At 56.3% G+C, this 24,273-nt stretch carries 29 protein-coding genes; 19 read left to right on the top strand and 10 right to left on the bottom strand.

All coding sequences use genetic code 11. The annotated features are described in order from the left end of the window. The first annotated feature begins 134 nt into the window (after positions 1–134). Both ACOOFE_RS27680 and ACOOFE_RS27675 read left to right on the top strand, forming a co-directional pair. Positions 135–866, top strand: coding sequence for a hypothetical protein (locus ACOOFE_RS27680; protein WP_420412994.1), 732 nt, complete (start codon positions 135–137; stop codon positions 864–866). Between the two features lie 18 nt (positions 867–884). Continuing rightward, positions 885–1,262, top strand: coding sequence for an RT0821/Lpp0805 family surface protein (locus ACOOFE_RS27675; protein ID WP_420412993.1), 378 nt, complete (start codon positions 885–887; stop codon positions 1,260–1,262). Positions 1,263–1,549: 287 nt separating this feature from the next. Here the strand turns inward: ACOOFE_RS27675 and ACOOFE_RS27670 are convergent, their stop codons facing one another. Together ACOOFE_RS27670 and ACOOFE_RS27665 are read right to left on the bottom strand one after the other, a co-directional pair. Beyond that, on the bottom strand, positions 1,550–2,029 hold the full coding sequence (locus tag ACOOFE_RS27670; protein WP_420412992.1) for a DUF2141 domain-containing protein: 480 nt from the start codon (positions 2,027–2,029) through the stop codon (positions 1,550–1,552). Between the two features lie 9 nt (positions 2,030–2,038). Beyond that, positions 2,039–2,938, bottom strand: coding sequence for a sterol desaturase family protein (locus tag ACOOFE_RS27665; RefSeq protein WP_420412991.1), 900 nt, complete (start codon positions 2,936–2,938; stop codon positions 2,039–2,041). A gap of 86 nt (positions 2,939–3,024) precedes the next feature. Between ACOOFE_RS27665 and ACOOFE_RS27660 the strand changes: the two genes are divergently transcribed. Together ACOOFE_RS27660 and ACOOFE_RS27655 are read left to right on the top strand one after the other, a co-directional pair. Then, entirely contained in the window at positions 3,025–3,612 is a 588-nt protein-coding gene (locus tag ACOOFE_RS27660) for a TetR/AcrR family transcriptional regulator (RefSeq protein WP_420412990.1), read from the top strand. Further along, positions 3,609–4,748, top strand: a complete 1,140-nt coding sequence (locus tag ACOOFE_RS27655) for an aromatic ring-hydroxylating oxygenase subunit alpha (RefSeq protein ID WP_420412989.1) — start codon at positions 3,609–3,611, stop codon at positions 4,746–4,748. Before ACOOFE_RS27660 ends, ACOOFE_RS27655 begins: the two co-directional genes overlap by 4 nt. A gap of 10 nt (positions 4,749–4,758) precedes the next feature. Here ACOOFE_RS27655 and ACOOFE_RS27650 read toward each other — a convergent pair whose 3' ends face one another. The 5 genes from ACOOFE_RS27650 to ACOOFE_RS27630 all read right to left on the bottom strand — a co-directional run bounded on the left by ACOOFE_RS27650 (position 4,759) and on the right by ACOOFE_RS27630 (position 8,511). Further along, entirely contained in the window at positions 4,759–5,451 is a 693-nt protein-coding gene (locus ACOOFE_RS27650; protein ID WP_420412988.1) for a rhomboid family intramembrane serine protease, read from the bottom strand. A gap of 27 nt (positions 5,452–5,478) precedes the next feature. Next, positions 5,479–6,054 carry a cob(I)yrinic acid a,c-diamide adenosyltransferase gene (locus ACOOFE_RS27645; protein ID WP_420412987.1) on the bottom strand — a complete coding sequence of 192 codons (576 nt, stop codon included), beginning with the start codon at positions 6,052–6,054 and terminating at the stop codon, positions 5,479–5,481. Between the two features lie 45 nt (positions 6,055–6,099). Continuing rightward, the gene (locus tag ACOOFE_RS27640) at positions 6,100–6,294 is read right to left on the bottom strand and encodes a twin transmembrane helix small protein (protein WP_141188581.1); all 195 of its coding nucleotides are present in this window, start codon (positions 6,292–6,294) and stop codon (positions 6,100–6,102) included. Between the two features lie 63 nt (positions 6,295–6,357). Beyond that, positions 6,358–7,230 carry an SDR family oxidoreductase gene (locus ACOOFE_RS27635; RefSeq protein WP_420412986.1) on the bottom strand — a complete coding sequence of 291 codons (873 nt, stop codon included), beginning with the start codon at positions 7,228–7,230 and terminating at the stop codon, positions 6,358–6,360. Positions 7,231–7,272: 42 nt separating this feature from the next. Next, on the bottom strand, positions 7,273–8,511 hold the full coding sequence (locus ACOOFE_RS27630) for a ubiquinone biosynthesis hydroxylase (RefSeq protein ID WP_141184416.1): 1,239 nt from the start codon (positions 8,509–8,511) through the stop codon (positions 7,273–7,275). 133 nt (positions 8,512–8,644) lie between these two features. Here ACOOFE_RS27630 and tesB point away from each other — a divergent pair, with 133 nt between their 5' ends. Beyond that, the gene (gene tesB, locus ACOOFE_RS27625) at positions 8,645–9,514 is read left to right on the top strand and encodes an acyl-CoA thioesterase II (protein ID WP_420412985.1); all 870 of its coding nucleotides are present in this window, start codon (positions 8,645–8,647) and stop codon (positions 9,512–9,514) included. Between the two features lie 115 nt (positions 9,515–9,629). On the opposite strand, the gene ACOOFE_RS27620 is transcribed toward tesB, so the two are convergent. From ACOOFE_RS27620 to ACOOFE_RS27610, 3 genes are all read right to left on the bottom strand, one after another. Then, positions 9,630–10,874: a CobW family GTP-binding protein gene (locus ACOOFE_RS27620; RefSeq protein WP_420412984.1), complete on the bottom strand. Its 1,245-nt coding sequence runs from the start codon at positions 10,872–10,874 to the stop codon at positions 9,630–9,632. Between the two features lie 183 nt (positions 10,875–11,057). After that, positions 11,058–11,360: a hypothetical protein gene (locus ACOOFE_RS27615; RefSeq protein ID WP_420412983.1), complete on the bottom strand. Its 303-nt coding sequence runs from the start codon at positions 11,358–11,360 to the stop codon at positions 11,058–11,060. Between the two features lie 196 nt (positions 11,361–11,556). Continuing rightward, positions 11,557–12,960, bottom strand: coding sequence for a D-alanyl-D-alanine carboxypeptidase family protein (locus ACOOFE_RS27610; protein ID WP_420412982.1), 1,404 nt, complete (start codon positions 12,958–12,960; stop codon positions 11,557–11,559). Between the two features lie 372 nt (positions 12,961–13,332). On the opposite strand from ACOOFE_RS27610, the gene ACOOFE_RS27605 reads away from it, so the two are divergent. The 14 genes from ACOOFE_RS27605 to acs all read left to right on the top strand — a co-directional run bounded on the left by ACOOFE_RS27605 (position 13,333) and on the right by acs (position 24,263). Beyond that, positions 13,333–14,187: an urease accessory protein UreD gene (locus ACOOFE_RS27605; RefSeq protein ID WP_420412981.1), complete on the top strand. Its 855-nt coding sequence runs from the start codon at positions 13,333–13,335 to the stop codon at positions 14,185–14,187. Positions 14,188–14,203: 16 nt separating this feature from the next. Then, entirely contained in the window at positions 14,204–14,506 is a 303-nt protein-coding gene (locus ACOOFE_RS27600; RefSeq protein WP_420412980.1) for an urease subunit gamma, read from the top strand. 17 nt (positions 14,507–14,523) lie between these two features. Then, on the top strand, positions 14,524–14,835 hold the full coding sequence (locus ACOOFE_RS27595) for an urease subunit beta (protein WP_420412979.1): 312 nt from the start codon (positions 14,524–14,526) through the stop codon (positions 14,833–14,835). Between the two features lie 5 nt (positions 14,836–14,840). Next, complete coding sequence (locus ACOOFE_RS27590; RefSeq protein ID WP_420412978.1) at positions 14,841–15,251, top strand: lysozyme inhibitor LprI family protein; 411 nt, start codon at positions 14,841–14,843, stop codon at positions 15,249–15,251. Then, positions 15,251–15,664 (top strand): lysozyme inhibitor LprI family protein, encoded by a 414-nt coding sequence (locus tag ACOOFE_RS27585; RefSeq protein ID WP_420412977.1) that lies wholly within the window; start codon positions 15,251–15,253, stop codon positions 15,662–15,664. The genes ACOOFE_RS27590 and ACOOFE_RS27585 overlap by 1 nt, the downstream gene beginning before the upstream one ends. Positions 15,665–15,698: 34 nt before the next feature. Next, complete coding sequence (gene ureC, locus ACOOFE_RS27580; protein ID WP_420412976.1) at positions 15,699–17,411, top strand: urease subunit alpha; 1,713 nt, start codon at positions 15,699–15,701, stop codon at positions 17,409–17,411. A gap of 13 nt (positions 17,412–17,424) precedes the next feature. Then, positions 17,425–18,195 carry a hypothetical protein gene (locus ACOOFE_RS27575; RefSeq protein ID WP_420412975.1) on the top strand — a complete coding sequence of 257 codons (771 nt, stop codon included), beginning with the start codon at positions 17,425–17,427 and terminating at the stop codon, positions 18,193–18,195. A 63-nt stretch (positions 18,196–18,258) separates the two neighbouring features. After that, positions 18,259–18,867: a glutathione S-transferase family protein gene (locus ACOOFE_RS27570; RefSeq protein ID WP_420412974.1), complete on the top strand. Its 609-nt coding sequence runs from the start codon at positions 18,259–18,261 to the stop codon at positions 18,865–18,867. A gap of 13 nt (positions 18,868–18,880) precedes the next feature. Further along, the gene (locus ACOOFE_RS27565) at positions 18,881–19,381 is read left to right on the top strand and encodes an urease accessory protein UreE (protein ID WP_420412973.1); all 501 of its coding nucleotides are present in this window, start codon (positions 18,881–18,883) and stop codon (positions 19,379–19,381) included. A gap of 171 nt (positions 19,382–19,552) precedes the next feature. Continuing rightward, a complete protein-coding gene (locus ACOOFE_RS27560; protein ID WP_420412972.1) occupies positions 19,553–20,278 on the top strand; it encodes an urease accessory protein UreF in 726 nt (241 codons plus the stop codon). After that, entirely contained in the window at positions 20,275–20,892 is a 618-nt protein-coding gene (gene ureG, locus ACOOFE_RS27555; protein ID WP_420412971.1) for an urease accessory protein UreG, read from the top strand. The genes ACOOFE_RS27560 and ureG overlap by 4 nt, the downstream gene beginning before the upstream one ends. Continuing rightward, complete coding sequence (locus tag ACOOFE_RS27550) at positions 20,889–21,596, top strand: hypothetical protein (RefSeq protein ID WP_420412970.1); 708 nt, start codon at positions 20,889–20,891, stop codon at positions 21,594–21,596. The genes ureG and ACOOFE_RS27550 overlap by 4 nt, the downstream gene beginning before the upstream one ends. Before the next feature lie 137 nt (positions 21,597–21,733). Beyond that, positions 21,734–22,132 carry a DUF1761 domain-containing protein gene (locus ACOOFE_RS27545; RefSeq protein ID WP_209010926.1) on the top strand — a complete coding sequence of 133 codons (399 nt, stop codon included), beginning with the start codon at positions 21,734–21,736 and terminating at the stop codon, positions 22,130–22,132. Between the two features lie 193 nt (positions 22,133–22,325). Continuing rightward, positions 22,326–24,263, top strand: coding sequence for an acetate--CoA ligase (acs, locus tag ACOOFE_RS27540; protein WP_420412969.1), 1,938 nt, complete (start codon positions 22,326–22,328; stop codon positions 24,261–24,263). Positions 24,264–24,273: the final 10 nt, after the last annotated feature.

Raw genomic sequence — 24,273 nt, 5'->3', positions numbered from 1 at the left:
TTGAAGACTACAACACCCGAGTAACGCTTTTGATCCCGGCAAAAATTTGACTACATTGAGGGAAGGAACAGGGTCATCTAAGGGTTCTATAAAGGAAAGCCTACCCGGCACGTTAAAGCGAGCGAACGCAAGCCTTGAAAAATCAAACCTATATGAAACACACCCGCCAGACGCCATCGCATGACCGCCTCTCTGCGATGGTGCGTCGTCTGCCCGGTGTGGTGGCTGCGGTGCTGGTGTTTTCCTGTGTCTACTTCAGCCCCTTGATTGACCAGAAAACAACCATCGCCGCAGCCGCTGAATCTGATGGCCGGGGCGGCGGAGACGGCGGCGGCAATGGTGGCGGCCGGGGCGGCGGAGACCGTGGTGGCGGTGGCGAAGGCCGAGGAGGCGGAGATCGCGGCGATTCCAATGGTGAAGGCCGGGGCGGTGGCGACCGCGGCGGTTCCGATGGTGAAGGCCGAGGCGGCGGCGACCGCGGCGGTTCCGATGGTGAAGGCCGAGGCGGCGGAGATCGTGGCGGTTCCGATGGTGAGGGCCGGGGCGGCGGAGATCGTGGCGGTTCCGATGGCGAAGGCCGAGGCGGCGGAGGTCGTGGCGGTGATCGCGACGGTCCGGATGGTGGCGCCCAAGAAAGCATGTCGGACCGGGAAGGCAGCGGACCAGAAGGGCCATCAAGCGACAGGAGTGGCCAAACAGCCAGTCCAGAGAATAATCCCTCAAATGCCGCACAATCGCCGGGATCTCGAAATACCGGTGTTTCTCTGGCACCACAAAGATCCCAGTTCCGGGGAGACAGCGAGCCAGAAAGCGAGCCGTTGTCTGCTTCTGAGGAAAGGGAGGCCATTGATCGCGGCTGGCAATAACTGGAGGAGAGACAAAGCGTGATCAGTCGGAAACTAGGAAAGGCAGCCAACAGGCTGCCTGTTTTGGCGTTTTCCGCAGTCCTTGCCGCTTGTTCTCCAACGGCATCTGTCAAACCGGATGCACAATCAAATGCAGTTTTGACCAATCAAGATCAGAGGCTTGCCCGCGGCGCATTTCAAAATGCCCTTGAAAAGTCCATGTCCGGAAAAAGCGTAACCTGGAAAAATGCGGCGACCGGAGCAAGCGGATCGATCACTCCCGTCAAAACTTGGAAGACCTCTGCCGGAGTTTATTGCCGCGAATACCGGGAACGGATCCGGCTTGCCTCCGGCCAGAGCCAGACCAACAAAGGCTCGGCTTGCCGAAGCAAAGGCGGAACCTGGCAAACGGCCTGAACACCTGAATGCGGACCTGTTCTTAGGGTCAGGGCCCATTAACTTGATTGGAATGGCACCGCAAACGGCGATGAGCTGCTAGGAAAAGCGTGAAAAGCGGGCTTCTGCCCGGTTGAACGGTTAGACGCCGCAGATCGAAGCCGTTTTCGCGTCTTTTCAAGATAGGATGAATTTGCCCGGCAACGTCGTTGCAATTCTTTGGAAACCGGACGGTTTCCTGCAGATTTGCGTCTCGTATCCGAACAAACTCCTTCCTACCATTTCAACCAAATTAAGGGGTCCTGACCCTAGTCCAAATAATGCATTTGAATTGAGACCGTGCCCTGGACATTGGCAGCTTTATTGAAGGGCGGAGTGTCATAGGCGTCTGAGGCTCCGCTGGTCGCATAACCCTCTTTGGGAATTTGACCGTTCATATCCAGATCCTGGTTCGCATTTTCATCGTGAAACGCTGTGACTGCGTAGGGCCCGGCGTCTAATTCTGGAAAACGAACGGCTACTTTTCCGCTTTTGGCCGGTTCTTCCTTGTAACCCGCTACTTTCGATACATCATAGTTGGCATAGGCTTCCGCATCATCAAACACCATGACAATCACATAGCCGTTCTTGTTTCGAACATTTTCAAAAGTGACAGTCAGCCCATTTGTTGACGATGTAACCTCGGCCTGTGTTGGTTGTGAGTGGATTTGGCTAGCGGCCCATGCGCCGCCGACCGTGATAGCTATTGACGTGATCACGCCAAAAAAGCGCTGCGTGTTGCTTGGCATAGCGGGCTCCTAGTCTACGGAATTGTTCTGTGAAGGGGATTTCTTAGGCTGCCAGCCTGGAGGCCCGAAAAGCACACCGAACTTGTTGCCAAGACCCTTCATTCGCCACGCCTCCAATGTCAGGCGGTAGAAGCCGTGGAAAAAGGCGACAAATGGATTGATGCTGTTGATCGGCTGGGTCAGCCCGTAAACGACTTCCTCTTGTTCTTCCTCGAAGGTGCCGAGCATGCGATCCCAGATGATGAAGATGCCGGCGTAGTTTTTGTCGAGATATTTGGTGTTCGAGCCGTGATGCACCCGGTGATGCGATGGTGTGTTCATGATCCATTCGATCGGGCGGGGCAGTTTTCGAACGCTCTCGGTGTGCAGGGCGGTTTGATATACCTGCACAACCACTTCAGCGAATAAAACCACGATCGGGTTGAATCCCAGGATAACTAACGGAAGGTGGAAAAAGACCGGCCAGAAGGAATCCATCGGGCCAAACCGATAGGCGACCGAAATGTTAAAGAATGGCGAGGAATGGTGAACCGTGTGGGTCGCCCAAGCCAGATTGACCCGGTGCATGAAACGATGTTCCCAATAATACGCCAGATCGGCCAGAACGATGCAGATCAGGACCGTGGCCCAATTGATCTCAATCTCGAAAATGGCGAACTGAAAAGCGTAATAAAAAGTCGCGATGTAGAACGCGCCCAGAAACAGAATCGTCAGACCGATAAAAAATGCCAGCGTCACATAGTTGGTCAGCGTATCGCCGACCAGCGTCCAAGATAGTTTCTTGTAGATGGCATAACGGATGAACTCAAAGCCGAGAAAAGCCAGCGCAAAGACGAAAAACCAATCGTCAATGAATTGTTCCAGCCACTCCAGATAACCAGCACTCACTGGGGTCAGAAGCCAATCCATGGCACACTCCAAAATTATCAAGATTGACAATCAACTAAGATTGACTAGATTGATTGTCAAGTCTGGTAATTTATCGCAGGACAAAAATGGCAAGACCCGAAATCAAGGATGAGCGCCGGGATCAGATCCTGGATGCATTTGAAATCTGTGTGTCGAGATATGGTGTTGCCGGGGCAACCCTGGCCAAGACGGCCGAGATTGCCGGATTGGCGCGTCCCCTGGTCCGGCACAATGTCGGCAACCGCGAGGATTTGCTGGATGCGCTGATTGAGCGGGTTTTAAAGCGGAGCCGGGACAGCATGGGTGCTATACGGTCCGCTCTGCCAGTTAAGAAACCGTCGCATACTCTGATCGAATGGTTGTTCGATCCTCAATACGCCAATACACAAAACGTGCAGGTCTTTGCCGCCCTAATCGCCGCCTCGGCAGAAGATGCAGAGCTTGCAAGCCGAATGAAGACATGGACGGATGAGTTTCTTGCTTCGGTGAACGGCATTCTCAAGGATGAGTTTCCAAATGCCGAAGCACCTGTCCTGGAGGCTGTCACTGCCGGTGTAACCGGCATCTACTTCAATGTGGAATCGCTTTACCCGATTGGCGACATGTCTCAGTTGGCCACAGCCTCGAAGCAGGCTGCGCTTCTTTTGTTGGACACGCTGGAGAAAACATCATGACCAGACGTTTGCCCAGAGAGGCCTATACGGATCCCGATTGGTTTCACAAGGAATGCCGTACCTTGTTTATGAAGTCATGGGCGTTTGCCGGCACCGTTCATGATTTCCAGCAACCAGGGGACTACAGGGCAGTCACCAGCGGTCGTGCAGGTCTTTTTGTCGTCAAGGGTAAGGACGAAAAGCTGAGGGCATTTCACAATTTCTGCCGCCATCGCGGCGCTGAACTGTTTGAGGGTAGAAGTGGAAATTGCGGATCCACGATGGTTTGCCCTTATCATCGCTGGACCTATGGGCTTGACGGTGCCCTACGCGGGGTGCCGGATAGAACGGAGTGTTTCGCCGACCTAGACCGGGCCGCCCATGGACTCCTTCCAGCGGCCATCGGGCTTTTCAAGGACCTGGTTTTCGTCAATCCGGACAAGGACGCAGAATTTGACAGCTGGATAAATCCAATTCGCGGCAAGGAATGGCCGCACGACCTAACAGCTTCAGACGTCAGTGAGGCAGTTCCGCTCACCTACGATCTCAAATGCGACTGGAAAGTCTTCGTTGAAAACGCAATTGACGGTTATCACCTGGCGTATTTGCACGAAAACACTCTTGGTGGTCCGGTTCCCAACCAAAATGAGTGGGTGCGCGCGGGTGAGCACATGATCTGGTACGCCACAGAAGACGGCATAAGACACCGGTTGCCCAAGAAAATTCGCGATGAAGCTGGCAAAATTGGGCTGATCGAGAGTGCTAAAACACCTGGATACGGCGGTGTCTATTTTCTCTTTCCCTCAACTCTGATTGTCCCGACCCCTTATGGAATTTCGATTTCCACCCTCGAGCCCATCCAGGCAGGGCGCTGCCGGATGAAAATTCGGCATTGGGTCGGCCCGTGGCAATCAAAGGATGAGCGGCGCTATATTCCGGGGTACGACAAAAAGACGGACACAATTTCGTCGGACTTCTGGACCGTTCCGCCCTTGGAAACAGGAGACTTCCAGACTGAAGATGTCTGGATCTGCGAAAAAGTCCAACGCGGCCTGAACTCTCCGGCCTATGTCCATGGACCTCTCTCAAAGGGCGCTGGTGCGGAAGATCCAATCGGCTGGTTTCATGAACTCATGATCAAGCACATGCCCGACTAGATCCTGGACCCTACCGAAGATCCCGATCGAACAGAACCACGCCCTTTCGGCGAAAGAAAATGATCAGGAACGCGCCAGCTGCCATGCCGCCGATATGTGCAATCCAGGCAACCTGGCCACCAGACGACGTTAACAGCTGCACAAATTGATAAATCACCCACGCGCCGAGCAACCACATAGCGCTCAACCGCAGGGGGATGCGGCCAAAGGCAATCACCCAGATGCGGACTTTGGGATGCAGCATCAAATAAGCGGCAACTATTCCGGAAACGGCCCCGGACGCACCAATCAATGGAACATCCGAACTGGGATCAAGAATTGCGTAGGCATATCCGCCGGCCGCGGCGCACAGGAGATAAAAGACCAAGTACCGGAAATGCCCCATGGCATCTTCGACGTTGTCGCCGAACACCCATAAAAACAGCATGTTCCCCAAAAGATGCATGAAATCCCCATGCAGGAAGGCATAGGTGACCACACCAGCCCAGTCGGGCAAAACTTCGAGATGCGGCGCCAGCTCTCGAACATCAAAAAAGACTGACGGGATCAGGCCGTAGGAATAGACAGCCGCATTCGCTGCATCGGAAAATCCCGCGCCCAGGACGAAGACATAGACCAGAACATTGGCAGCAATCAGCGCAAGATTAACATAGGGCCGGGGCACATGTTCCAGCTGGTTGTGATCATGAAGCGGAAGGAACATGGCGCCGTCCTGAGGTTGTCTACATGATTAGCGGTTTTTGCCTGGCACCCACAAAACATCCGCGTCGCCTTTGTTGTTTAGATAGCGGGAAGCAACAAAGAAATAATCGGAGAGGCGGTTCATGTACTTCACGGCAGCCGGATTGATGTTCTCCCGGGCCGACAGTTCGACCATCAAACGTTCAGCCCGCCGAGAAACCGTTCGGGCGTGATGCAAATGCGCAGAGGCCGCGCTGCCGCCGGGCAGCACGAAGGAACGCAGCGGGGTTAGATCGGCGTTGAGAACATCAATCGCATCCTCAATGGCACTGACCTGAGCATCAGTTACGCGGAGCGGTTCGTAACCAAGATCCTGATCCGTTTCCGGTGTCGCCAAATCTGCACCAAGGTCGAACAGGTCGTTTTGAATCCGGCTGAGCACCGCATCAACTTCTGGCGCAGTATTTTCCGTATGCAGACGCACCAGGCCAACAACTGCATTTGTCTCATCGACGGTGCCATAGGCGTTGATCCTGAGATCATTCTTCGGCCGCCGTTCGCCGGACCCCAGCGCCGTAGTGCCGTCGTCACCGGTTTTTGTATAGATCTTGTTCAATACGACCATGAAGTCCTGCCTCGTCCGAAATCGTGTCCCAATTTGGCTACTGTCTTAGCCTGTGCCGAAAAAGTAGAGCCCACCCATCACCAGGACAATGACCAAAAACTGCAAACCGACGCGCCAACGCATCAGCATCTGAGATCGGTTGGCCGGGCCGTTGCGGAACATGTTCCAAAGTCCGGCGAGCAGAACGATGGCCACGGCGGCCATGCCGATTGGAATGAGAATGTTGATGAGTTCAGCCATCATGGTGTCCTTGTCATTTCCGCTGGCTGCCCAGCGTTTGTCCCGGCCGGTCTGCCGGGCGGGTTATTCTTCGCCATCCGCTGCCCAAATGCAGAGCCGGTCAAGCAGCCGCGTTGGCAAAATACGTTTGGCAATGGCCATAACAGTTGTCGGCACTGTGACATGATACCGGGCCTTGGGTCGCTTGGCCTCGAGCGCGTGGATGAGCTTTTTGGTGACCGCTTCGGGCGGCAATTTGAACGGCCCGGGCTCGCCCGCTTCCATGCGGATCCGCCGGATTTTGTAGGTTTTCTCGTGAACTGAGGCGCTTGTTCCGTCCTCACCGATCCACCGGTCGAAATTCGCGATCGCATTTTCAGTGAATTTAGTGTCGATTGGACCAGGTTCAATCAGGGAAACATGAATGCCGGTGCCAGAAAGCTCCTGCCGCAGCGTATCGGTATAAGCTTCCAATGCAAATTTCGAGGCCGTGTACGCCCCCCGGTATTTCAAGGCGACGAACCCAAGCACGGACGAACATTGCACGATCCGGCCGGATTTTCGTTTGCGCATCGCCGGGATGACCTGACGCGTGAGGTCGTGCCAACCGATGAAATTCGCTTCAAACAACGCGCGCATGGCATCTACCGGTAGATCTTCCAAAGCACCTGGTATGGCATATGCGCCGTTGTTGAAGACCGCGTCCAGCCTGCCGTCCGTCGCCTCGAGAACCGCATCTGCGGTCATCCGGATCGTGTCCGGATCTTCGTAATCCAGCCGGTAGGCGTCAAATCCCAAGGACTTCAGGCGGTCGGCGTCCTCCTGCTTGCGCGTCGTTGCAAAGACACGCCAATTCCGGCCGCGCAAAAGCCGGGCCGAAGTCGCTCCAATACCCGACGAACACCCGGTGATCAGAATCGACCGGTGTTGAGAGTAGTTGGACGGGAGATCGCTCATACAGGAAAAATCCAGGAAGCCATGCGGGGGATCAGTCTCCTATCAAATCGGATCACCGGAAAGCAATCTGGGTACTGGCCCGGCAAAACCAGCGGCCTCTTTGATGAAATGTGTTTTTAATCCCGGCATACGGTCAACCAGCCCAAGGCCGAAATCGCGGGCGGCCCGCAAGATATCATTGTCATTTGAGAATAGGCGATTGAGCACATCGGTCACAACGCCCATCTGGAATGTATCGAACCGGCGCCAGCGCTGATAACGCTCCAACACATCAAAGCCGCCGATATCCTGGCCGAGGCGCCGGGCTTCAATCAGAACCTCGGCAAGGGCGGCCACATCCTTGAACCCCATGTTGAGCCCCTGCCCTGCAATCGGATGAATGCCATGAGCCGAATCACCAATGAGCGCGAAACGCGGTTTGGCAAATTCCCGGGCCAGCTTCAGCCCAAGCGGAAACGCCTGACGCGGGCCATCGAGCTCCAGCGTGCCCAAGTGATGGCCAAACCGGCGCTCCAGTTCCAGTTCAAAGGTAAAGTCATCGGAGCGGACAAGCCGGTCGGCGTCAGACGTTTTTTCCGTCCAAACGAGAGAGGAGCGATTGCCCGGCAGCGGCAGGATTGCAAACGGCCCGGCGGGGAGAAAATGTTCTTCCGCACGGCCATTGTGTGGACGTTCGTGTTTGACGGTGGTCACAATGCCGGACTGTTTGTAATCCCAATCGACAGTGCGGATGCCTGCAAGATCGCGCAGTTTGGAGCGCACCCCGTCAGCCGCAACCAGCAGGCGGGTTTTGAGAACCGTACCGTCCTTGAGATCCAGCTCGACCCGGTCCGGATGCGTACGGAACGTATCTGCTGAGTTTGGCGCAAAAAACTTGGTGCCGAGAGCTTTGGCTGCTTTGTAAAGCGCCGGCATCATGACACCATTCGGCATCATGGTGGCAAAGGCCTCGCCTTCGGTGGCCTGGCCGTCAAATGTGAGAAAGACTGGACGCACCGCATCGCGCAACTTGCTGTCGGTGACGATCATTTCGTTGATCGGCTGCCCTTTGGCGGCGATCTTGTCCCAAATGCCCAGCTGGGTCAGCATGCGCGACGCTGCAGCAGCAATCGCCGAAGCCCTCGGGTCCTTGTCGAGCGTGTTCATCGGTTTGGGATCGACAACGGCGCATTTGAGGGCGGGATCCCCCTGTTTGAGCGCGAGCGCCAAGGACAGGCCGACATATCCGCCGCCTGCGATGACGACATCAAACATCTCGTCGCTCTTTTTTGGTCTTGCCATTGTTTTACAACTCCTTGCCCCGCTTTCCCGTGGGGCATCTTGACTTTAACGTCAACACACGTCCAAGACTTCATCAGTCAGGCCGTTCAACTGGCCAAATCACCTGGTACTCTCATAAACAGGAACCGCGCCGATGAATACGGCCATTGATAGCCTTCTGCAAATACTCGACTTAGAACCGCTTGAACACAATCTGTTTCGTGGTCGCAGCCCACAAGTCGGCTGGCAACGCGTCTTTGGCGGGCAGGTCATTGGTCAGGCCCTGGTGGCAGCGTCCCGGACCGTGGTCGACGAGCGGCAGGTTCACTCCCTTCATGGTTATTTCATGCGGCCGGGAGATCCATCCGTTCCGATCATCTATGAGGTCGACCGGATCCGCGATGGCGGCAGCTTCACAACCCGGCGCGTCGTGGCCATTCAGCACGGCAAAGCGATCTTTTCCATGTCTGCGTCGTTCCAGGTGCATGAAGATGGTTTGGATCACCAGGCAGCCATGCCGGATGTGCCGATGCCGGAAGACCTGCCCAGCGAGCAGGAATTGAAAGAGATGTTCCTCAAGGATGCTCCGGAAGCAATCCGCCGGTATTTCGAACGGGAACGGCCGATTGAACTGAAACCAGCCGACATGCGCCAGTATATCAGCCGGGACAAACGCGACCCTGTCCAGCATGTCTGGGTCCGGGCGACGGGCGCTTTGCCGGACGATCCGCGCATCCATCAATGCGTCCTGGCCTATGCCAGCGACATGACCTTGCTCGATACGGCGCTTTATGCCCACGGCCTGTCGGTCTTCAGCCGAAAGGTTCAATGCGCCAGCCTGGATCATGCGATGTGGTTTCACCGACCGGTGAAAGCCGACGAATGGTTGCTTTATGCCAGCGACAGCCCGTCCAGCTCCGGATCGCGCGGTTTCAATCGCGGCAACCTGTTCGACACCAGCGGCCGGCTGGTGGCGTCAACGGCGCAGGAAGGCTTGATCCGGCTGAGGAAGGAAGAGGCTTGAGGGCCTCCATTTCGCCGTCCCGGCCCTGAGCCTGGACCTGAAGCAAAAGACCCCGGCTCGGAGGCCGGGGAGCCGCGGCGAATGTCGGTCTTCAGGTCTCCAGCAACTAAGATAATTACCGTGGCGGGCTGGTGAAGCCGGAGACGGCCAGCGGGTTGTCGAGCATCGCCTGACTGTCTGGCGTGTCCGGGCGGAGCGCACCTGAAAAGGCTTCGAACATTTTGCGGACAAACCCCTCCGGCAGGTCCTTGGTGATAAAGACCATCCGGGTGCGCCGGTCGTCGTCCGGCCAGGCCTCCAGCGTTGCCGGCGGATGAAAAACGTGCTGCACGCCGTGGATCACTACCGGGCGCTCCGGATCTTCGGCGAGTTGCACAATGCCCTTGACCCGCAGCAGTTTTGGGCCGTGAGCGGAGCGCAGAAGGTCCAAAAACATTTCCAGTGCAGAGGCTGAAACGGGCCGGTCGGTCGACAACGTAAACGCGCGGATCGCCGCGCTATGGCGGTTCACATCATGCGGGTGATCATGATGGTGATGACCGTGATCATGCCCGTGATGGGAGTGGCCATCATGGTAATGATGGTCATGGGAATGCCCATGATCATGCGGTTTTGGCTCATAAGCTTCCGCGTTCAACCAGTTGGCGACATCCGGAATTTTGGTCTCCGGATTGTAGAGCCCGGCGTTGAACAGCTTTTCCGGAGTCGCCTCGCCCGCTTGGGTGTCCAGCACCTTTGCGCCCGGGTTCAGAGCGGCAAGCCGGTCCTTCAAAACTGCAAAACCGGCCTTGGTGTCGTCTGTCGTCAAAAGGTCGGTCTTTGTCAGAACGATCCGGTCGGCAACGGCAGCCTGCTTGCGGGCTTCTTCATGCTCATTCAGCGTTGAAACCCCATTCACCGCGTCCACTAGCGTCACAACGCTGTCCAGCCGGTAGCGCATCACCAGATACGGATGCAGCATGATCGTGTGCAGGATTGGGGCCGGATCGGCAAGGCCGGTGGTTTCGATCACCACCCGGGTCAAGCGTTCGGTCCGGCCGTTGTCGAGATGGCGCAGCAAGTTTTCCAGTGTGGTCACAAGATCACCGCGGATTGTGCAACACAGGCACCCGGACGAGAGCTCGACAATGCCCTCCCCCGCTTGATCGACAAACAGATGATCCAGCCCGATCTCGCCGAATTCATTGATGATAACGGCAGTGTCTGCCATCGCCGGATCTTGAAGGATGCGGTTGAGGAGCGTTGTTTTTCCAGCTCCCAAAAAGCCGGTCAGCACCGACACCGGAATAGGTGGCTTGGGACCTTTTGCCGGACGGCTGGTTTCTGGGCCAGGTTCTTGAGAACTGTCCGCAACACTCATCACTTTGCTCCACTCAAATCAGGAGCACCACCCGCCGCCGCGCGAGGCAAGCTGAGGGTCAGCCACAGCCAATGCTCCATGAGCGGTCATGGCTACCATTTGTGGGGAGGAGAGGTCAAAGCGGAAGTGTGCAGCAAAGCTGGGTTGCCGCAAAACTATAATGAATTTGTAGTCAGAAATGCGTCAGCCAGCGTTGAGGACGTGAACATCACCGTCAGTTTCGGAGCTGTCGTCTTTGTCTGCTTCGTCGCTGACGGTGTTGTCGACGGTGAGGTCCATCGGGGTCAGATCTTGCGCAAGATCTGTCTCTTCAACACTCGTTTCTTCGCCATCTGTTTCGTCGATCACCCCGCGAACAGCTTCTGCGGCTTTACGAAGTGTGGCGATGACGTCTTCTACCGAAGCGCCGTCTTCCAACTGATCGGCGGACAATTCTGCTAAGCTCGCCAGAGCACGGATTGTGGCGGTCGATCTTGGTTCTATCATGCGCTGATCTCTCGATCTTAAATAAGACGGCATTTCTTTGCCTATGGCGGCACCTCTTGTGCCGCAGCGTAAAACCAAAAAGGCAGTCCCTATTCGGAATAACGCTTGTGACATCGTTAAAGAACAGCGTTAAAAAACAGTTAAGGCATGCAAGCGATGTCTTAACTGGTCATGATATTGCGGTAGGATTTTCTTATTATTTCGAAGGGCTTGGCGCTGGGACTGGCACCGTGAAGTCCATCCCTTTGCGGAAAATTGACCCATGTGCCGCCTTACTGGTGTTAACGGCGGACCCAGGGCGTTGGCCGGCCGCTTCGATTTGCGGAATGGTTCCCGCACTTGCGCCAGTCACCTCCGCCGCCGGCTCCGTCTGCGCCGTTTGCAGTTTGGTCCGCATTTCCATTTTCGCTTTGCGGATCGGATTGGCTACCGGGAGAGGAATGTTTTCAGCTGGAATGGAGGCACTTACAGAGGGTGTCCCTTTTGGTTTACCCAACCCGACAGGCAAAGGTTTATAGGCAATCCGGCGCGGTCCAAGGGTGCGGTCGAGAATCTTTGCCCAATCCGGTTTGCCATTCGATTTGGTAAAGCTGCTGGTATCGACCTTGGCCGGATTTCTGGTCTTTTGTTTGCCAAAGAACAACAAGCCGCCGCCCTGCGTGTTTTTCATGTCATAGCGGGCCATGTATTGTTTGGAGCTCAGCTTCTTGTTGCGGCGACAATAGCCGTTTGCCGGCGGATTTCCTGACGAACCGCTGAGGCTCGTCACTTTTTTGCCGCCTCGTCCCTTCTTGAAACCGGCGTCAAACAGCTGGCGGGCGAAGGCGGTGCGTTCAAGGCCGGAAGACGCGCCCATAATAATCGCGATGAGTGTCCGGCCGCGCCGTGTCACCGACGCGGCAACATTGTAGCCGGAATTACAAATGTATCCGGTCTTCATACCGTTTGCACCCTTAACCCGGAGCAGGAACTCGCGGTTCGCAGAGCGCAGTGTCTTCTTGCCGAAACGGATGCCCGGGTGATTGTAAAACTCCCGGCTTTCCGGAAAATCCCGGCGCAGAGCCATCGCAAGAATCGCCATATCACGCGCTGTGGTGACTTGGCTGTTGTCCGGCAGACCATGTGGGTTGGAAAACCGCGTATGGGTCATGCCGAGGCGGCGCGCTTCTGCGTTCATCATGGCAATGAACCCAGCTTCAGACCCAGCCACTGCTTCGCCAAGGGCAACGGCAACATCATTGGCCGATTTGATCAAAATGATTTTGAGAGCCGTGTCGACGGTAAACTTCGTCCCGATCTTGAACCCCATTTTGCTGGGCGGCTCAGATGCGGAGTTTTGAGACTGTACAACGGCGGAATTCAGGGAGATCTTCTCCGCGCGGATCGCCTTAAAGGTGACATAGGCCGTCATCAATTTGGTCAAAGAGGCCGGGTACCACTTCCGCGTGGCATTTTTCTGATCAATCACCGCGCCGGATTTGGCATCGACAAGGATATGCGCGCCGATCTCAGCGTGTGCGGAATACGATAAAATGAATAGACCGATTGCTGCCACAAAAACGGGCGCGATTGAAAGACGGCCGAAAAAGCTTGCGTACACCGGAAACCCTCGCTGTCTTCCCGCGGGCGGACACTCTTGCTTCAAGTCAAAACCAACTTAACGGAAGGTTGTTTCTTAAAAAACCGGATCATCGGCTCAAGAGCAACCCTTGTGACGAAGAAGTCCAGCGTCATTTTTTTGAGCAGGTGCTTATTTTTTAGGCGGATTTATGTCCACTCGGTGAGAAACCTCTTAAATCACTATGGTTCCGGTGGAGAATTGCCGCCAATCCCGGCAACTGTTCATTTTGGCCCGGTTGTTGCTTTTCCAGGAAGGTTGACTTGCGTGCCATCGTGCCTCGGTAAATTTACGGTGTAAGATGGCAATGCTGCAAAAAGAACAATGACAAACGGGAGCAGGGAGGCTTCTTGAATGTATGATGCTGGATCAGCATCAGAAATCGGAACGAGTACGCCTGCTATGCAGCGTGTGCGCGGTGCTGCGCGTATTGGATTTTCTCAAGTTTCCGGCAAGACACGCCTTCAGGATTTGTATCAAAGTGGATCTGCGAAAGTCCGCCTGCCTAAAACCTATGATGAGCCGGCCACGGCCGTTCTGATCAACACAGCCGGTGGTCTGACCGGTGGAGACCGCTTGGACTATGAGGTCACGATTGGAGCAGAGGCTCACGCCATTGTGACGACGCAAGCGGCGGAACGGGCTTACCGGAGCCTTGGAACCTGCGCGGAAGTTACAAACCGCCTCTCGATTGATACTGGCGCTGCTTTGGAATGGCTGCCTCAGGAAACCATCCTGTTCGACAACTCCAGTGTCTCCCGGAAAATCACTGCGGACCTCTCCGGAAACGCCCGGCTTCTGGCTCTGGAAAGCGTGGTTCTTGGCCGCGCCGCCATGGGCGAACGCCTCAACAAGGTGTTCTTCAAGGACTGCTGGCGGATCCGCCGGGATGGCCAGCTGGTGTTTGCAGATGATGTCCGTCTTTCAGGCAATCCGGAAGACTTCTTTAAAGGATTTGCAACAGGAGATGGCGATCAGGCGATGGCGACGCTGCTGGACTGTTGCCCGGATGCAGAAGACCGACTGGCAAAGGCCCGTGCCTCACTGGTGTCCTTACCACACCCCGCAGCCCAATGTGCTGCAAGCGCCTGGAACGGGCATCTGGTTATCCGGTTTCTGGCCGCAGATAGCCGCATCTTGCGTCTGTTGTTGATGGCCTTTCTCGAACACTACCGCTCTGCCCGCCTTCCGCGCGTCTGGCATTGTTAATCCTGGAGGATCTTCCTTGAACCTGACCCCGAGAGAAAAAGACAAGCTGCTCGTCTCCATGGCGGCCATGGTGGCACGCCGGCGGCTGGAACGCGGCGTCAAGCTGAACCACCCGGAAGCGATTGCCCTGATTACAGATTTTGTCGTTGAGGGCGCCCGCGACGGACGCACGGTCGCCGATCTGATGTCAGCCGGTGCCAAAGTGCTGACCCGCGACCAAGTGATGGAAGGGGTCGCAGAAATGATCCACGATGTTCAGGTCGAAGCAACCTTTCCAGACGGCACGAAGCTGGTGACCGTGCACGAACCGATCCGCTGAAGGCCTAGGAGAAAACAATGATTCCTGGAGAACTCTTTCCCGCCGAGGGAGACATTGAACTGAACGCCGGCCTGGAATCAGTCACCTTGGAGGTTTCCAACACGGGCGACCGGCCGATTCAGGTGGGCAGCCACTATCATTTTGCCGAAACCAACCCGGGACTTTCGTTTGACCGGGAAACCGCCACTGGCATGCGCCTTGACATTCCCGCCGGAACCGCCGTGCGCTTTGAGCCAGGACAGACCCGGTCTGTGACACTTGTGCCCTACCGTGGAAACCGGACAATCTATGGCTTCAACCAGAAAGTCATGGGTAAATTGGAAGGATAGATCCGATGCGTTTCCTTGGTCTGATTGCCAGCACCGTTACCAGCCTTATTGCCGTTTCTCCGGTTCACGCACAAGACATCGACTGCAACAACGCCGTCACCCAGCTTGATATGACCTTGTGTGCCAAGAAGGATTGGGAAGCGGCGGATGCAGAGCTGAACACAGCCTATAAAGCGGCAATGGCAGCGATGAAGCAAACGGACAAGGATTTGCCCAAGGATCTTAAGGGCGCTGCCGACACCTTGCGGGACGCCCAGCGCGCGTGGATCCCCTATCGCGACAAGGCCTGCGATTCATATGGTTTTCTGGCGCGGGGCGGATCGATGGAATCCATGCTCGTTCTCGGCTGCCGGGCAGATCTGACCCGCAAACGCACGAGCGAACTCAATGACCTGGCTGAAGGGTTCGGCAATTGATGCGCATTTTCTCCGGCATTTTGACCGTGTTGGGTGTTGTCTTGATGGCTGGCTCTGCGCAGGCCGATGAAAAGATCGATTGTGGCTACCCGCTGAACCAAGCCGAACGCAGCTACTGCGCTGATAAGGCTCTGGAACAGGCCGAAGCCGACATGTCTGCTGCCCTGACACGGGCGCTTGCCAAGATGACCGAAGTGGATAGCTCCCTGCCGGATCATTTGAAAGGCAGTCCGGACGCGCTGGAAACCGCGCAAACTGCCTGGCTGGATTTCCGCGAAAAGGACTGCACTGCCTACAGCTTCCCCTTCAAAGGCGGCACACGGGGCACTGAGCTTTATCGCAACTGCATGATCGTGATGACCATGCAGCGCACCGACGATTTGAACGCCATGGTCGACGACTATGGCGGCTGACAACAGACATTCTGATCGCTGATTGGAGATATGAATGGCCTATATAATGCCGCGCGCCGCTTATGCGGACATGTTCGGACCGACCACCGGCGACCGCTTGCGTCTTGCCGATACCGATCTCATCATCGAGGTGGAAAAGGACTTCACCACGTACGGCGAGGAAGTGAAATTCGGCGGTGGCAAAGTGATCCGTGACGGCATGGGTCAGAGCCAGGAACCCCGGTCCGCCGGTGCCGTCGACACGGTCATCACCAACGCGCTGATCGTCGATCATTGGGGCATTGTCAAAGCCGATGTCGGCCTGAAGGACGGCCGTATTGTCGGCATCGGCAAGGCGGGCAATCCGGATGTCCAGCCGGGTGTTGATATTGTTGTTGGCCCTGGTACGGAAGCGATCGCCGGGGAAGGCAAGATCCTGACCGCGGGTGCGCTCGACGTTCATATCCATTTCATTTGCCCGCAGCAGATCGACGACGCGCTGATGTCCGGTGTCACCACCATGCTCGGCGGCGGCACGGGACCGGCAACCGGCACCAATGCGACCACTTGTACACCGGGCCCCTGGCACATCACCCGCATGCTGCAATCAGCCGACAGTTTCCCGATGAACCTGGCTTTTGCCGGCAAGGGCAACGCCTCGCTTCCAGCAGCGCTCGAAGAGCAGATCCTCGCCGGGGCCTCCGCGCTGAAGCTGCATGAGGACTGGGGCACCACCCCAGCGGCCATCGACACCTGCCTGACAGTCGCCGATGAATACGATGTCCAGGTCATGATCCACACGGACACGCTGAACGAATCCGGCTTTGTCGAAAACACCAAGGCCGCGTTCAAGGACCGCACGATCCATGCCTTCCATACCGAAGGCGCTGGCGGCGGCCATGCGCCGGACATCATAAAAGTCTGCGGCGAGATGAACGTTCTGCCGTCTTCGACCAACCCGACTCGGCCTTATACGGTCAACACTCTGGAAGAGCATCTCGACATGCTCATGGTCTGCCACCATTTGGACAGCTCCATTCCCGAAGATGTGGCTTTTGCCGAAAGCCGGATCCGTAAGGAAACCATCGCTGCAGAAGACATTCTGCATGACATGGGCGCCTTCTCGATCATCGCTTCCGACAGCCAAGCGATGGGCCGTGTTGGGGAAGTGATCATCCGCACCTTGCAAACGGCGCACAAGATGAAGGTCCAGCGCGGCCGCCTCAGCGATGAAGCGGGTGAAAACGACAATTTCCGCGTCAAACGCTACATGTCCAAAATCACGATCAATCCGGCAATCGCCCACGGGCTGGACGAACACATCGGCTCCGTTGAGGTCGGCAAGCTCGCAGATCTTGTGCTTTGGGATCCGAAGTTCTTCGGCGTCAAACCGGACATGGTGATGAAGCTCGGCACGATTGCCGCCGCCCCAATGGGCGATCCGAATGCCTCCATTCCGACACCGCAGCCTGTGCACTACCGGCCGATGTTCGGCGCCTTCGGCAAGGCCATGACCCAAAGCCGGGTGACCTTCGTCTCCAAGGCCGCCTATGACAACGGCGTCAAGGACAAAGCCGGGCTCGACAGTCTGGTGTTGCCGGTGAAAAACGTGCGCGGCGGCATTTCGAAAAAATCAATGGTGCTGAACGATGCGACACCGGACGTGGAGGTCCATCCAGAGACCTATGAAGTGCGCGCAAACGGCGAATTGCTGACATGTGAGCCGGCCGACGTTCTACCCATGGCACAACGCTACTTCCTTTTCTGAGTTTTGAGTCCCAATGCACATTCAACAGGTGAATCGCGCCGGCATCCTTAGTCGTTACGGCGCGTTGGCGAGCTATCTCAAAAGATGGCAGGCGGACGCCTATGACCCGGCAAATATTGAGGTCCAGGCCGGCGAAAAAGTGTGGCTGGACATGGATGACGCCTCAGCGACCGTTTTATCGGAAGAGCAGGCCGCTAACCTAAACGCGACAGCACGATCCGAGTTTTTCGCACTTCGGGATGACCTGACTGCCGCTGATGACCTCACAGAAATGGGCACGGTTATTGGCTATCTGCCCTCCCCGAATATGGATGCTTTTGCAGACCGGATTGCAATGCACTTTGAGACCCTTGCTAAGGATCTGGAGTGGCAAAGATTTGCGGTCCTGACAGATGTCCAACGCCCGTTTTTGGATCAGAAAAACGACTTTGACCCTGTCCGGAAGGCTGAAGCACATCTCGTTGACCGGGGATTTTCCAGATCTTCAAGCGATGGTTTTGAGTGCGATCTTGAAGGCTTGCTGGACCTGCTGCCGCATCTCTTTTGGATCGTCCGCTGCAATGCAGGAGCCCCAAAGCTGCAGATATCCGCGGAGGGAACCAACATTGTGCTGATCTTGTGCCACCGGGCCAACATTCACTTTTGTACTTACAAGGTCCGGGAAAAGATCTGGCTGAAAAAGACATTGGCTTCGGCCGGGTTTGAAATCGAAATGGATGGGGTCTGTAGAGAACGGTTTGCAAGCGACAGTGGCATAGAAGGGCGCCAGTTGGACTTGAGTTGAATTCGAAATTGGCTCAGGGTTTGCCTGCTTTGCAGTCAATTGGGATACAGGAACGGTTACTCTATGTACAAAATTGTTGGATTTCCGCAGACCCGCGCGATGCGCGTGATGTGGCTTTTGGAAGAGTTGGGTGAGCAGTACGAAATCGACCCGGCGATGCCACAGTCAGAGACCATTTGTGCGGTAAACCCGGGTGGCAAGGTACCGGTGTTGATCGATGACGATCTGGTTTTGCCGGAATCCGTTGCCATCTGCACCTATCTTGCCGACAAACACGGCAAGTTCACCTTTCCTGCCGGAACCAAAGAGCGGGCCCTTCAAGACAGTTTCACCCAGCTCGCGGTCGATGTTCTGGAAGGGGCGCTCTGGACGGCGGCCAAAAACAGCTTCATTCACCCCAAGGACCTGCGCGTTCCGGAAATCAAACCGGTCTGCAAAGCCGAATTCACCGAAGGGCTTCGGGTTTTGGAAGAACGTATGGGGGAAGGGCCCTATGTGATGGGCGAAACCTTCACCATTCCCGATATCATCATTGGCCATTGCGGCGGCTGGGCGGTCACCGCCAAATTCGACCTGCCGAAAGAAGGCCGCATCTACGATTACTTCAAAACCCTGCGCAACCGCCCGGCCTATAAAGCCATGATGGCCAAGGTGATGGCAGCAGCTGCATGATTGGAAGGACTGTATGATCCGGGTTGCCAGCATCAAACCGGCCGGCGGGTGGTCAGGCCCAGCCGCAGATACCATCACCCTTGACCGGGAAGACCGGCACCGCCGCCGCGCCGTCTTAACGGCCAGTGGCGGCTTGTCGTTTCTTCTAGATGAGGCAAACGCCGTCTATCTACATCATGGCGATGGGTTGGTGCTGGACGATGGCCGGATTGTCGAAGTCCGCGCGGAACCGGAAGATCTGGTGGAAATCCAGGCAACGGATGCCGCGCATCTGGTGAAAATCGCCTGGCATCTTGGCAACCGGCATTTACCGACCCAGCTGATGGGCGACACACTTCGTATCCGCCGCGATCATGTGATTGAGGACATGGTTAGAAAACTCGGCGGCAAGCTGAGCGAGCTGGTCGCACCTTTTGATCCTGAAGGCGGCGCTTACGGGCATGGTCAAACCCAGGGTCATGATCACGGGCACGGACATCATCACCATGGAGACCACGAGCACTCTTATGGGTGAGTTTATTCTAGCCGATTCCTGGGGTTTGATCCCCGCCTTGTGCGGGGACCCACTCGTTTGCAGAGACGCTGATCTAGAAATTCCCAAGTTGCGGCAAACAGAATCGCGAGTGGATCCCGGCTCGGTGGCCGGGATGACATCTGTGATGTCTCTGGCCTCGGGTGGTTACCAATGACTACCTCCATGTCCCAATCAGCCCTCTACCGGCTGCTGACGTTCCTCTCGCCAGCCTTTCCGATTGGCGCTTTCACCTATTCCCATGGGCTGGAACAGGTGATTGATGCGGGCGGGGTAACCTCTTCTGCAGAGCTTCAGGCCTGGGTGGAAGATGTCCTAAAATTTGGTGCCGGCCGGAGTGATGCGATCCTGATGAGCGAGACTTATCGGGCGGCCCAAGCAGGAGATGGTGCAAAAGTCAGGGAGCTGGCCGAGTTGGGTTTGGCTCTTCAGCCCTCAAAGGAGCGTCATCTGGAAACGTCCGCTCAGGGTACAGCCTTCATGGAAACGGTGCTGGCGAGCTGGCTGCCCGTTACTGAAAGCCCTGCCGCAGGCGTGTTTGCCGAACTCACGGATCCAGAAACCGGGACTGCGCTGAAAGACTGGCCTTATCCGGTTGCGCTGGGCCTGGTTTCTGCGGCACACGACTTGCCTGAGGCGGCCGCGCTCTCCGCGTTTTTACACGCCTTTTCAGCCAACCTGATCTCTGTTGCCGTCCGCGCCGTCCCGCTCGGCCAGAATGATGGGCAAAGGGTTCTGGCAGCATTGGAGCCGGTGATTTTTCAAGTGACCGAAGAAGCTCTTGAGGCCGGCCTGGATGATCTTGGCACCTCCACCTTTCTTGCCGACATCGCCTCCATGGCGCACGAAACACAATATTCGAGGTTATTCCGCTCATGAGTTCAGTTAATGGCCCTTTGCGCGTAGGCATCGGCGGACCGGTCGGCGCGGGTAAAACCACACTGACGGACAAGCTGTGCAAGGCCATGCGCGACAAATACTCGCTCGCTGTCATCACCAACGACATTTACACATCCGAAGATGCCGAGGCGCTGATGCGCTCTCAAGCGCTGACCAGCGACCGGATTCGCGGCGTGGAAACCGGTGGCTGCCCGCATACAGCCATCCGGGAAGATGCCTCGATCAATCTGGCGGCGGTCAAGGACCTCAATGAAATCATTCCAGATCTCGATCTGATCTTGATCGAATCGGGCGGAGACAATCTAGCGGCGACCTTTTCGCCGGAACTCGCCGATCTGACGATTTATGTGATCGACGTGGCGGCAGGTGAGGAAATCCCGCGCAAAGGTGGGCCAGGCATCACCCGGTCCGATCTTTTGGTGATCAACAAGACCGATCTGGCGCCCTATGTTGGGGCAAATCTGGACGTGATGGACCGGGACGCCACAAAAATGCGGAAAACCCGGCCATTTGTCTTTGCAAATATGAAAACCGGTGATGGTGTAGAAAGAATAGTGGACTTTGTTGTCGGGAAGGGTGGCCTGGAGCCGTGAAGCCAGAAGATGTGGTTTCTTTGTGCGCGCAGAATAATGCGCTCTGGTGCGATGCAGTCTTGAAGGCTGCCGGCGCGCAAACCGGCTATCATCACGGCTATTGGCAGGCGTTAGGAGCCACTGTTCCGTTGTTTCCAAACATCGTTACGGTGACGGACGATCATGGGGCAGACCTAACGTCTGCGCTTGCTGTACTCCCTGCCAATGCGGCCGTCAAAGACAGTTTCAATTGCCTCAACTTAAGGTCCTTGGGTTTTGAAGAGCTTTTGACCGGAACCTGGCTGTTCCGGATGCCGCAGAGCTCTCGCAAACCACCCGCACCTCCGAGTTGGCATAAGGCTGTGACTGTCGAGAGCCTGCGCAAGTGGCTGGAGGGATGGAGCGACAAGGAAGTTTTGCATAAGATTTTTCCGGCAAAGCTCCTGGAAGTTCAGGCGATCGACTTCGCCTCCATCCTGCAGGATAGCACCCTCAAGGCCGGAGCTGCGCTCAATCATGGGCCGGCCTGTGACGGCAAAAACATCATCGGAGTTTCCAATGTTTTCCGAAGGAAAAGCTGGCTTTTTGGCGCCTTGCATGACCTTCTGGAACCCTATCCGCACCGCCCGGTCTGCACTTATGAAACCGACGACGAATTGTTGCCGGTCTACCGTCAGCTAGGGTTTGAAGAGGTTGGAAAACTGACTGTCTGGCGTAAGCTGTAGCTCGATAGTCTTGGCAGAGCCCACATTGGCATTTTTCCCGGTGGTTTGCGTCCGCCCGCGCTTGATCTCGAAGAAATTTGCTCTCATTGTCAGTCGCCGGCGGGCTGGATTTCAGCGCTTTGGGGAGGGCCACTAAAATGATGTTCGATGGGATCAATCTTCTGGCGGCGGGCGCTGCGGCCATTGCTTCTTTTGTGCTCGGCGGGGTTTGGTATGGCATCCTCGGCAAAGCCTGGATGAAAGCAGCGGGCCTCAGCGAAGAACAAACAAAACCGGATCCCGTCACGATGGCGACAGCCTTCATCTGTCAGCTGGTGATGGCCGTTGTATTTGCGGGGATCATCTATCACACAGGCGAAACGAGCATCCGGTCCGGAATCATTTCCGCGGTGATGGTGTGGGTTGGCATCGTCATGACCACTCAGATCATCAATCACCGGTTTCAAAGCCGGCCGTGGAGCTTGACCTTCATCGACGGTGGCCACTGGTTGCTGGTGCTTCTCACTCAGGCTGTTGTGATCGGATTGCTCAGCTGACGCAAACGTAATTCATTCCACTTTTGAACGCATTAGAGGGTCGACCCTAGACCATCGTCGCGCCTACGAAAGTACGAAAGTTTCGATATAGACGCTGGGGAAGGCCATACGCATAATGGCCACCGGCAAATTAGCTGGCGGAAGGAGAGGACACGCGACCGCCGGTTTATTGTGGTTTCTGGGAGGTTCTCTTATGTCCGCATCTGTATTTCCGGTTCCGTCGGATGTTGCCGCCGGGGCACACGCCGATAACGCCAAATATCTCGAAATGTACAAGCGCTCCGTGGAGGATCCGGATGGATTCTGGGGCGAACACGGTAAGCGGATCGATTGGATCAAGCCTTACACCAAGGTGAAAAACACCTCCTACGACTACCACAACGTCTCGATCAAATGGTTCGAAGACGGCACGCTGAACGTGTCGGCCAACTGTATCGACCGCCACCTGGAAACCCGCGGCGATCAGCCGGCAATCATCTGGGAAGGCGACGATCCGGCTGACAGCAAGGTGATCACCTATAAGGAACTGCATCATGAGGTGAACAAGTTCGCCAACGTGCTGCATGCCCAGGGCGTCAAGAAAGGCGACCGCGTCACGCTCTACCTGCCGATGATCCCGGAAGCAGCCTACGCGATGCTTGCCTGTACCCGCATTGGTGCGATCCACTCGATCGTTTTCGGCGGGTTTTCACCGGACAGCCTGGCCCAGCGGATCGAAAGCTGTAAGAGCACTTGCATTATCACCGCAGACGAAGGTTTGCGCGGTGGCCGCAAGGTTCCGCTGAAGGCCAATGTCGACAAAGCGTGTGAAAAAGCTCCTGTCGACAGCGTCATTGTGGTCAAACGCACCGGCGGCGAGATCTCGATGCAGGACGGCCGAGACGTCTGGTATCACGATGAGGCCGACCGGGTCTCCGATCATTGTGAACCGGTGGAAATGAACGCGGAAGATCCGCTCTTCATCCTCTACACCTCCGGCTCCACCGGCCAGCCGAAGGGCGTGGTGCACACCACGGGCGGTTATCTCGTTTATGCGTCGATGACCCACCAATATGTCTTCGACTACAAGGACGGTGACATCTACTGGTGTACGGCGGATGTGGGCTGGGTCACCGGCCACAGCTACATTGTCTATGGCCCGCTAGCCAACGGTGCGACCACCTTGATGTTTGAGGGCGTGCCGACTTATCCGGATGCCGGCCGCTTCTGGCAGGTCTGTGAAAAGCACAAGGTCAACACCTTCTACACCGCCCCAACCGCGATCCGCGCTTTGATGGGCGCTGGGGATGATCACGTCAATAAATCGGATCTCTCAACACTGCGCCTGCTGGGCTCTGTGGGTGAGCCGATCAACCCGGAAGCCTGGACCTGGTATTACAACGTTGTTGGCAAGCAGAATTGTCCGATCGTTGACACCTGGTGGCAGACAGAAACTGGCGGCATTTTGATCACGCCGCTTCCAGGCGCGACCGACCTTAAGCCGGGCTCGGCAACCCGTCCGTTCTTCGGTGTGCAGCCGGCCATTGTGGATGCGGAAGGCAAGTTCCTGGACGGTGCGACTGAAGGCAATCTGGTCATCACCGACAGCTGGCCGGGCCAGATGCGGACCGTCTACGGCGATCATGACCGCTTCGTGCAGACGTATTTTGCCACCTACAAAGGCCTTTATTTCACCGGTGACGGCTGCCGCCGCGATGAGGACGGCTACTACTGGATCACCGGCCGCGTCGATGACGTGATCAACGTCTCCGGCCACCGCATGGGCACAGCAGAAGTCGAAAGCGCGCTTGTGGCCCATGACAAGGTGTCGGAAGCCGCAGTTGTGGGCTATCCGCACGACATCAAAGGGCAGGGCATCTATGCCTATGTCACGCTGATGGAAGGTGAAGAGCCGACGGATGAGCTGAAAAAAGAACTGGTCAAACATGTCCGGGCAGAAATTGGCCCCATCGCCTCACCGGACCTCATCCAATTCTCGCCAGGCCTGCCGAAGACCCGCTCGGGCAAGATCATGCGCCGCATCCTGCGCAAGATCGCCGAGGACAGCTTCGACAATCTCGGTGACACGTCGACCCTGGCCGATCCAGCCGTCGTTGACGACCTGATCGACAACCGTCAGAACCGCGCATAAGTCAGCCGGT

Source organism: Roseibium sp., from assembly GCF_965216085.1.
Taxonomy (GTDB): domain Bacteria; phylum Pseudomonadota; class Alphaproteobacteria; order Rhizobiales; family Stappiaceae; genus Roseibium.
The sequence above is the reverse complement of the archived record's forward strand: the minus strand, read 5'-3'. Positions and strand labels throughout refer to the sequence as shown.